Below are 9,607 nucleotides of genomic sequence, written 5' to 3'. Positions count from 1 at the left end.
CCGCCGATGCGTCGCTGTTCCCCATGGCAACCTGGCGCAAGGGGCTGATGGCCAGCGCGCAGCGCGTCACGCCCGGCCAGTTGGCCAACGAAGAATCCCAAGGCTGGCTGCCGTTGCGTGAACAGATCGCGCACTATCTGGGCGCTGCCCGCGGCATTTCCTGCGACGCCGATCAGGTCGTCATCCTGACCGGCATCCGCGACGGCCTGGACCTGAGCGCCCGCATCCTGCTTACCCGGCAGGACAAGGTGCTGGTGGAAGACCCGGGCTATCTGAACGCCATGCCGCTGTTCAGCCAGTTCACGCCCCGCGTCGTGCCGATCGCCATCGACGAACACGGTTTTTCCGTGGCGCGCGCCCGCCGGCAACGCGGCGTGAAGCTGGTGCACGTGACCCCTGCGCACCAGTCGCCCACCGGCGTCACGATGCCGGTCTCGCGCCGCCTGGAACTGCTGGCATGGGCCGAACAGGCGGATTGCTGGATCATCGAAGACGACTACGACAGCGAGTTCAACTACGACGGCGCGCCACTGGCGGCGTTGAAAAGCCTGGACACCGCAGACCGCGTCATCCATTGCGGCAGCTTCAACAAGACGATGTTCAATGCGCTGCGGATTGGCTACGCGGTGGTGCCCAAGCGATGGGTCGCCGCGTTCGCCCGGGCGCGCCATACGACGGGAAGGTCCAACAGCATGATCGAGCAGATGACGCTGGCGGGCTTTCTTGCAGACGGCAGCTTTGCCCGCCATGTCCGCAAGGCCCGCGCGGTGTATGCCCAGCGGCGCGATCTGGTGTTGCGGCTGTTGGCGCAGGCGGCGGGCGGCAAGGCGATACGGACCAGCGGCGAGCATGCCGGCTTCCATCTGCTGTGGTGGCCGCCTGCCGATGTGGATGCGGCAGCGTTGCAGGATGCGGCCCGGGCGCGGGGCGTGGCGTTGCAGCCCGTGTCGGACTACTGCCGGCGCGTGGCCTTGCCTGAGGGCCTGGTGATCGGCTACAGCGGGCTGGACGAGCAGGAACTTGTCCGGCAGGGGGCGTTGCTGCGCGACTTGCTGGCGGGCGCGCCCGCCCCTATCCGAAAGGATTAATCCGAAGGTCTAGGGTAATTCCTGACAACAAGCTGATTGTCAGCTGTTAGTCAGGAAGGTTTAATCAGCACAAAGTTGCAAAGCGGTCGCAGTCCCGGCACCGGGAAGCTCGCAGCAGGCGTTTCTCTCGTGTCCATGCAGGTGCAGTCACTACAAGCTGGTCCGTGTAGTCCACCAAGGAGACAACAAGCCATGCAACAACCCACGAAACCCCGCCGCAAGTTCATTTCCGGCGCTGCCGTCGCGGGCGCCGCCGCACTGGGATTCCCCGCCGTCGCCCGGGCGCAGAACGCGCCCATTTCCTTAAGGTTCCAAAGCACCTGGCCCGCCACGGACATCTTCCACGAGTTCGCGCGCGACTATGCGCAGAAGGTCAACGACATGGCCGGTGGCCAGTTGAAGATCGAGGTGCTGCCCGCCGGGGCGGTCGTGAAGGCGTTCGACTTGTTGGACGCGGTGTCGGCAGGCACGCTGGACGGCGGCCACGGGGTCGTGGCCTATTGGTACGGGAAGAACACGGCCGTGGCGCTGTGGGGATCGGGGCCGTCTTTCGGCATGGACGCCAACATGCTGCTGGCCTGGCACGAGTACGGCGGCGGCAAGGAATTGCTGGTGGAAATCCAGAAGGCGATGGGCGTGAACGTGGTGTCGCTGATGTACGGGCCGATGCCGACCCAGCCTTTCGGCTGGTTCAAGCGGCCGGTGACCAAGGTCGAGGACGTCAAGGGCGTGAAGTTCCGCACGGTGGGGCTGGCCATCGACATGTACACGGCGATGGGGGCGGCGGTGAACGCCTTGCCCGGCGGCGAGATCGTGCCGGCGCTGGACCGCGGCCTGCTGGACGGGGCCGAGTTCAACAACGCGTCGTCGGACCTGGCACTGGGCTTTCAGGACGTCTCCAAGATCTGCATGCTGCAGAGCTTTCACCAAAGCGCCGAGCAGTTCGAAGTGCTGTTCAACAAGGGCAAGTACGACTCCCTGCCGCCGCACCTGAAGCACGTCTTGAGCAATGCCGCCCAGGCCTGCAGCGCGGACATGTCCTGGAAGGCGGCGAACCGCTATTCGCAGGACTACATCAAGCTGCAGAAGGACCACAACGTCAAGTTCTACAAGACGCCTGACGCAATCCTGCAGGCGCAGCTGAAGATCTGGGACGAGATGATCGCCAAGCGGTCGGCCGAGAACCCCTTGTTCAAGAAGGTACTGGACTCGCAGCGGGTCTTCGCCGAGCGGGTGGGGCGCTGGCACGGGGACGTGTCGGTGAACTACCGCATGGCCTACAACCACTACTTCTCGCGCAGCACCAAGCCGGCCTGACGCAGGTCTGCCTTGCCGCCTGCTTGCTGCCCCCTGGGGGCCAGGCGGGCGGCGCGTGCGCGCGAAGGGCGCCATGCGTCTCGTCCTGGATGTCCGATGATCCGACTCATACGCTTGATTGACCGCATCTCCACCTTCGTCGGGCAGACGTTTGCCTGGCTGATCGTCGTGTTGGCCCTGCACGTGTGCTGGGAGGTGGCGGCGCGCTATCTGCTGAACCGGCCCAGCGCCTGGGCGTTCGACATGCAGATGATGTATTACGGCATCCTCTTCATGATGGCGGGGGCCTACACGCTGGCCAAGAACGGGCACGTGCGCGGCGACATCCTGTACGGCTTCCTGCCGCCGCGGGTACAGGCCGGGCTGGACCTGGTTCTTTTCATCGTGTTCTTTTTCCCGGGCGTGATCGCGCTGGTGTGGGCCGGCTGGTATTACGCCGCCTACTCCATCGCCATCGGCGAGCACTCGTCGCTGATGGCCGACGGGCCGCCCATCTATCCCTTCAAGGCCTTCATTCCGGTGGCGGGCGCCGTTCTGCTGCTGCAGGGCGTGGCCGAGGTGCTGCGTTGCGTGCTGTGCCTGCGGCGCGGCGCCTGGCCGTCGCGCGAAGAGGACGTCGAGGAAGTGGACGTCGACAAGCTGAAGAAGATGGTGCACGTGAAGGACGAAGACATCGCCCAACTGGACCGCTACGTGACCACGCCCAAGGAGCCCCGCTGATGAAAATCCACAAGGCGTTGTGGTTCGGGCTGTCCTGCATCGGGATCGTGCTGCTGATGATCGCGTTCCTGACCCCGTGGGGCGAGCTCACGACGGGGCACATCGGCCTCTTGATGCTGGCGCTGATCGTGGTGGCGATCATGCTGGGGTTTCCCACGGCGTTCACGCTGATGGGCATGGGCGTGTTGTTCACTTTCCTGGCGTACTACATGCAGAGCGCGGACGCAGGGCGTTCCATCGGGCAGACGCTGGATCTGATGGTGCAGCGCACGTACGCCACGATGACCAACGATTCCCTGATCTCGATCCCGTTGTTCGTGTTCATGGGCTATCTGGTCGAGCGGGCCAACCTGATCGAAAAGCTGTTCCGTTCCATGCACTTGGCGCTGGCGCGCCTGCCCGGCGCGCTGGCGGTGGCCACGCTGGCCACCTGCGCGATCTTCGCCACGGCGACCGGCATCGTCGGCGCGGTGGTGACGCTGATGGGGCTGCTGGCGATGCCCGCGATGCTGAAGGCGGGCTACAGCGTGCGGCTGACGGCCGGCGCCATCACGGCGGGCGGTTGCCTGGGCATCCTGCTGCCGCCGTCGGTGATGCTGATCGTCTACGGCGCGACGACCGGGGTGTCGGTGGTGCAGCTGTACGCGGGCGCATTGTTTCCCGGCATCATGCTGGCGGTGCTGTACATGGTCTATGTGATCATCGTGGCCAAGCTGCGTCCGGACATGGCGCCGCCGTTGCCGGTCAACGAGCGCGGCGTGCCGTTGTCGCCCGAGGCCCGCTCGCTGGCCGCTACGGGATACACGCGCGCCGTTTCGGGCATGGTGGCCGCCATGTTCAAGGGCCGCCGCAACCGCGACGTGCCGTTCGGCTTCCTGCTGCGCAACATGGCGACGGCGCTGGCGCCGCTGGCCTTGACGCTGCTGCTGGTGGCGGTGGTGCACCATGGAGTCACGCGGCCCCAGGTGGTCTACGACATCCCGGCAGAACTGCAACTGGGATCGGGCGGCTTTGATTCCGGCTCCGGCTTGAGCGCGCCCGACGTGGGCGGCTTGGCGGAACCGCCGTCGGGCGAATTGGCCGAGCCGCCGTCTTCGGATGCGGGAAGCTCCAGCCTGGCCGAGCCGCCCGGCACGCCTGCTGCGTCGGGCGGGGCTCAAACCCCAGCGGCAGAGCCCGTCGCGCCCGCCGGGGCGGCGGCGCAGTCCATTCCCGCACCGAAGGGTTTCTGGATCTTCGTCGCCGTGTGCGCCGCGTTGCTGGTGGTGTTCTACGCGGCGCTGACCTGGGCGAGGTTGGAAATCTTCAAGATGCTGATGTCATCGTTCTTCCCGCTGGCCGTCATGATCGCGGCAGTGCTGGGGTCGATCGCCTTCGGCCTGGCCACGCCCAGCGAGGCCGCGGCCATGGGGGCAATGGGCGGCGCCTTGCTGGCGCTGGCGTACCGGCGGCTGAACCTGCCGGTGCTGCGCGAATCCGTGTTCCTGACCGCCAAGACGAGCGCGATGGTGTGCTGGCTGTTCGTGGGCTCGTCGATCTTTTCCGCGGCGTTCGCGTTGCTGGGCGGCCAGCGCATCATCGAGGACTGGGTGCTGTCGCTGGGCCTGACGCCCATCCAGTTCCTGCTGCTGGCGCAGGTCATCATCTTCCTCTTGGGCTGGCCGTTGGAATGGACCGAGATCATCGTGATCTTCATGCCCATCTTCGTGCCGCTTCTGAACGCCTTCGGCATCGACCCGCTGTTCTTCGGCCTGCTGGTGGCGCTGAACCTGCAGACCGCTTTCCTGTCGCCGCCCGTGGCCATGTCTGCGTTCTACCTGAAGGGCGTGTCGCCGCCGCATGTGACGCTGAACCAGATTTTCCTGGGCATGATGCCGTTCATGGGGATCCAGGTGGTGGCGATCTTCCTGCTGTACATGTTCCCGGGGATCGGGATGTGGCTGCCGACGGTGCTGTACCGGTAGGGGAGTATGCTGTCGTCAGCACCATCCTGGACGCACTACGGGAAGCTGACACATGACCTCTACACCCTCTTCATCGCAGCAGGCACGGCCCTTGGAGATCGGTGACATCACCGTCATCGACAACTCCAAGCTGAAGAAGGCCGTGACGGCCGCGGCGCTGGGCAACGCCATGGAATGGTTCGACTTCGGCGTATATGGCTTTGTCGCCTTCGCCTTGGGCAAAGTCTTCTTCCCCGATGCATCGCCGGCGGTCCAGACGATCGCCGCGCTGGGTACCTTCTCGGTGCCTTTTCTGGTCCGGCCGCTGGGCGGCGTGTTCTTCGGTGTGATGGGTGACCGCTTCGGCCGGCAGAAAGTCCTGTCGCTGACCATCATCATCATGGCGATCAGCACCTTTTGCATCGGGCTGATCCCCTCGTATGAATCCATCGGCATCTGGGCGCCGATCCTGCTGCTGATGTGCAAGCTGGCGCAGGGCTTCTCGGTGGGGGGCGAGTACACCGGGGCGGCGATCTTCGTGGCCGAGTACGCGCCCGACCGGCAGCGGGGCTTCCTGGGCAGCTGGCTGGATTTCGGGTCGATCGCGGGATTCGTACTGGGCGCCGGGCTGGTGGTGCTGTTGCAGACGATCCTGCTTGAGCAGACCTTCCTGGACTGGGGCTGGCGCCTGCCGTTCTTCCTGGCGGGGCCGCTGGGCTTGCTGGGCCTGTATCTGCGCCACGCCGCCGAAGAGACGCCCGCGTTCACGCAACAGCTTGAAAAGATGGAGAAAGAGGATCAGGACGCCGTGCAGGAGCGCCCCACGGTGTCGTTCCGCGAGATCTTCTCCAAATACCGCAAGGCGCTGCTGATCTGCATCGGCATGGTCCTGGTGACGAACATCACCTACTACATGCTGCTGACCTTCATGCCCACCTACCTGACGAGCAGTCTGGGGTATTCCGAAGAGCACGGGGTGCTGATCATCATCGTGGTCATGATCGGCATGCTGTTCGTGCAGCCGGTCGTCGGTTTCGCCAGCGACAAGGTGGGCCGCAAGCCCTTTCTGCTGGCGGGCAGCCTGGGCCTGCTGGTGCTGGCGGTGCCGGCCTTCAAATTCGTGGGCAGCGACAATACCGGGTTGATCTTCCTGGGCCTGCTGTTCATCGCGGTGCTGCTCAATTGCCTGACGGGCGTCATGGCCTCGACGCTGCCTGCGCTCTTTCCGACGCGCATCCGCTATAGCGCGCTGGCCAGTTCATTCAACATCGCCGTCATCATCGCCGGCCTGACGCCGACGCTTGCCGCGTGGCTGGTAGAGGAAACCGGCAATCTGATGATGCCCGCCTACTACCTGATCGTGGCGGCCACCATCGGGTTGATTACCTCGTTCTTCCTGCCCGAAACGGCAAACCGGCCGCTGCGGGGCGACACGCCGAATGCATCCAGCAAGCGTGAAGCCAAGGTGCTGCTGCAGGAAGCGTACGAAACGATCGAGCAAAGCGTGCAGGACGTCGAGACCGAGATCGCGGAGCTGGAAGAAAAACTGGAGGCCTTGCGGCAGCGGCGCCAACGGCTTGCGGACCGTCATCCTTCCCTGGAATAATCAGCCGGCCCCGGGTTCCGGGGCCATGCCTATCCCGCAACCTGTCATAGAGACGACCGATGATCGCCAACATCCAGAACAAACCGAAATGGCTGTTTTCGCAATTGGGGCAGTTGGTCATCGGTGTGGGCCTGCTGGCGCTGGTCTTCAACTACGCCTATCGGTTCACGGTGGACCGGACCATCAATTCGACGGTCTTTCATGTGTCGACGGTGGTGCTGGGGCTGATCGCCTTTCTGATCATCCGCCGCGACTATGTCTTCGTGAACCGTTATGCCTTCAACGACAACGAGATGTCGGTCCACACCTTGCTGGGCGTCAAGAAAAGCTATGCCACGTCCGAGTACGAGTTCGTGCCGTCGCTGCATAAGGCCGTGAACCTGCCCGAACAGCGCGCCGCGTTGTCGTTCTACGTGCGTAACGCCAAGACCAAGAAGAATGTCCGGAATTATTCCTGGACCGGCTTCGCACCCGAGGATTTCCAGGCCGTTTCCCGGATGTACGGCTATCGCGGCGAGACGGACTTCAGCCAGAAGGATTTCGGCAAGCGTTGAGCGTGCCGGCCATCTTGGCTATTCGGTGACCAGATACGCCTGGCCCCCGGGCGCCAGGTAGGGTGTCAGATCCTTGAAGGGCACCGTCGCGTGCGTGCCGAGGCAGACGCCCATCGCATGGCCGATGCCGGAAATCGACAGGGTCAGCACGCCCGGCGATTCCGTGCCCAAGGCCAGATAGCTGGGCCATAGGTCCGAGCAGTTGTCCAAAGAATCGTCTTCCGCGTCGCCCTTGGTGTTGGCCTTGGCGGCGGCCAGCGGCGCGCGCGCTTTTTCCATCAGCGCCAGCAGCGCGGGGCTTTCCTTGCGCCAGCCGTTCTCGCCAGGAACGTAGGCGTCGAGCACGCGGTTCCAGTCCAGGTATTCGCCCCGCAGCAGATCGAAGGTGTAGGGCTCGAAATGGTTGTCGGGGTGAGCGCCGCCGCAGTACAGGCTGCCTGATTCCGTCACGGTCATCAGCGCCTTGGACAGCCATTGGACGGTGATGGCTTCCTCGTCATAGCTGCCCAGCGTGCCGGCGGCCGGGTTGCCGTCGGTGTAGGCCGACGCCATGCAGGCCAGCGCCGCCAGGTTCATCTGCCAGTGCCGCTGTTCCAGCAAGGCGTTGACGCGTTTGGCGACTTGCGGGTCCGGGTGCCGGCTGAGCCGCGGGTAGCTGAATTGCGTACGGGGGTCGCGCCACATGCGATAGGCGACCGGGCCGTTCCCGCTGTCCTGGCCGACGGGCACGGCATGGCCGGCCAGCTTCAAGGTTTCATAGGGGGCGGTTTCGGCATTGATGCCGACGTTCACGTCGATGCCGCTACCCACGCCGCCGCTGATTGCATTGGTGACGGCCTGCACGCTGCCTGGCGCCGATACCTCGGGATCGTATTCGGCTACGCGGCGCAAGGTAAAGCTGCGCGGCGTGCCGGTGCGCGCGTCGATCCATTGCCCCGTGTAGCCGTCGGCGTCGCGCCTGCCTTGCCAGGTGGCGGCGGCAATGGTCGCCAACTCGTCCGTTTCCGGATCCTTGCCGGCGTCGACAAGCGCCTGGAAGGTCTTCGGTTCGACCAGCGCCTGCGCCGTGCCTTTCAACGGAATGTCCACGCCATGCTTGGGATAGAAGTAGCGGCCGGTCAGCACGCCGTTTTCCGCCGGCCGGCTGTCCAGTTCCATCACCACGTCGCCCGCGCCTTGCAGCGTGCCTGTGTACACGGTGCGCGGGGCTGCTTGGGCCAGGTTGCCGGCTTGCGCCAGAAGTGCCAGCGCGACGGCGCCAAGCGTTGAACGGGGCAGGCGGAAGGGGATCATGAGGTGATCAGTTTTCGGATTGGCCCGATGCGGCCGACAGGCTCACTTGCCCGAACGTCATCCACACATACGCGGTTTCGGATGCTTGGGCCCGATAGGTGCCGGTGGCTTCGCCCAGGCGCATGGCCACGGCCGTGAACTCCCAGGCCAGCGCGTCGTCGCACTGGACCTTGCGGTGGGTGTAGGCGGGAAGGCCGTGCGCGCGTCCAAAGGCCAGCGCCAGTTGCGCGTGTTCGGACAGTTCGGCGGGCACGGAGGGGTGATCCCATCCCCACAGGAAGCTGCCGTCGGCGCTGTTGGACGTGCCGACGATCTGCACGGGCGCCGTCGCGGTGATGCCGCCGGGCAATTGGAAGACGATGCTGGCGCTGTCCATGTCCACCGACCATTGCTCGGCTTCGTCCAGATGCCACGTGGCGCAATGCGCGCTGGTGGCGGCCTGCATGCCCTCCAGGCTCTGGGCGATGAAGGCTTGGACGTCGAAGGGCTGGGCGGTGTGGGACATGCTGGGCGGTTCCGTGAATGGGAAGTCGGAATGATAGGGCAGATCAGGCGGCCGGACGCGGCAAGGCGTAAACCGCGGTGGGACGATCGTAGTGCCGCTCGTAGGCGCTGAAGGCGAAGCCCAGTTTTTCCAGAACGCGCACCGAAGCGTGGTTGTCGGGCCAGACTACGGCCACCAGTTCGGGGACATCCAGCGCGCGCCAGGCGTAGTCGCATAGCAGCCGGGCCGCCTGCGTGGCGTACCCCTGGCCCCAGGCGGCGCGGCACAGGCGGTAGGCCAGTTGCAGGCGACCGCCGTCTTCAAGGGGGACCAGGCTGACCCAGCCGACGGCGGCGCCGTCGATCAGAACGGTCCAATGGCCGATGTCGGTAAGCGGTTGGCGCAGCCACGTCAGCAATTCCTGACGCCGAGCTTCGGTTGCAGGCTTGACGCCGGTGCTGTGCCGCATGACCGCGGGGTCGGCCTCCATCGCCAGGATCATGGGCACGTCGTCCGTCTGCACGCGACGCAGGGTCACGCTGGGACAGGGGGCGGGCATCGGTGATGGGTCGGAATACGGGGGCATGCCTGATGATACCGGC

Annotated in this window: 9 protein-coding genes; 6 read left to right on the top strand and 3 right to left on the bottom strand. The window is 65.1% G+C overall.

All coding sequences use genetic code 11. The annotated features are described in order from the left end of the window. The 6 genes from pdxR to AC27VE_RS18125 form a co-directional block, all read left to right on the top strand. Window positions 1-1,088 (top strand): MocR-like pyridoxine biosynthesis transcription factor PdxR (gene pdxR / locus AC27VE_RS18150; RefSeq protein WP_488704626.1); only part of this gene is annotated, 1,088 nt, incomplete at its 5' end. A gap of 192 nt (window positions 1,089-1,280) precedes the next feature. Then, the gene (locus AC27VE_RS18145) at window positions 1,281-2,405 is read left to right on the top strand and encodes a TRAP transporter substrate-binding protein (RefSeq protein ID WP_088587173.1); all 1,125 of its coding nucleotides are present in this window, start codon (window positions 1,281-1,283) and stop codon (window positions 2,403-2,405) included. A gap of 96 nt (window positions 2,406-2,501) precedes the next feature. After that, on the top strand, window positions 2,502-3,125 hold the full coding sequence (locus AC27VE_RS18140) for a TRAP transporter small permease subunit (protein ID WP_488704625.1): 624 nt from the start codon (window positions 2,502-2,504) through the stop codon (window positions 3,123-3,125). After that, entirely contained in the window at window positions 3,125-5,089 is a 1,965-nt protein-coding gene (locus tag AC27VE_RS18135; protein WP_488704624.1) for a TRAP transporter large permease, read from the top strand. Before AC27VE_RS18140 ends, AC27VE_RS18135 begins: the two co-directional genes overlap by 1 nt. Before the next feature lie 52 nt (window positions 5,090-5,141). Further along, window positions 5,142-6,674, top strand: coding sequence for a glycine betaine/L-proline transporter ProP (proP, locus tag AC27VE_RS18130; protein ID WP_488704623.1), 1,533 nt, complete (start codon window positions 5,142-5,144; stop codon window positions 6,672-6,674). A gap of 59 nt (window positions 6,675-6,733) precedes the next feature. After that, window positions 6,734-7,228: a hypothetical protein gene (locus AC27VE_RS18125; protein ID WP_488704622.1), complete on the top strand. Its 495-nt coding sequence runs from the start codon at window positions 6,734-6,736 to the stop codon at window positions 7,226-7,228. 18 nt (window positions 7,229-7,246) lie between these two features. Here the strand turns inward: AC27VE_RS18125 and AC27VE_RS18120 are convergent, their stop codons facing one another. From AC27VE_RS18120 to AC27VE_RS18110, 3 genes are read right to left on the bottom strand one after another with little or no spacing between them, the layout of a single operon-like run. Beyond that, entirely contained in the window at window positions 7,247-8,521 is a 1,275-nt protein-coding gene (locus AC27VE_RS18120; RefSeq protein WP_488704621.1) for a hypothetical protein, read from the bottom strand. A gap of 7 nt (window positions 8,522-8,528) precedes the next feature. Continuing rightward, entirely contained in the window at window positions 8,529-9,026 is a 498-nt protein-coding gene (locus tag AC27VE_RS18115; protein ID WP_427957781.1) for a DUF6882 domain-containing protein, read from the bottom strand. 43 nt (window positions 9,027-9,069) lie between these two features. Continuing rightward, window positions 9,070-9,564, bottom strand: a complete 495-nt coding sequence (locus AC27VE_RS18110; protein ID WP_488704620.1) for a GNAT family N-acetyltransferase — start codon at window positions 9,562-9,564, stop codon at window positions 9,070-9,072. Window positions 9,565-9,607: the final 43 nt, after the last annotated feature.

The organism is Achromobacter sp. 18P8.1.1, from assembly GCF_057799415.1.
This window is presented reverse-complemented; position numbering and strand designations above follow the sequence as displayed.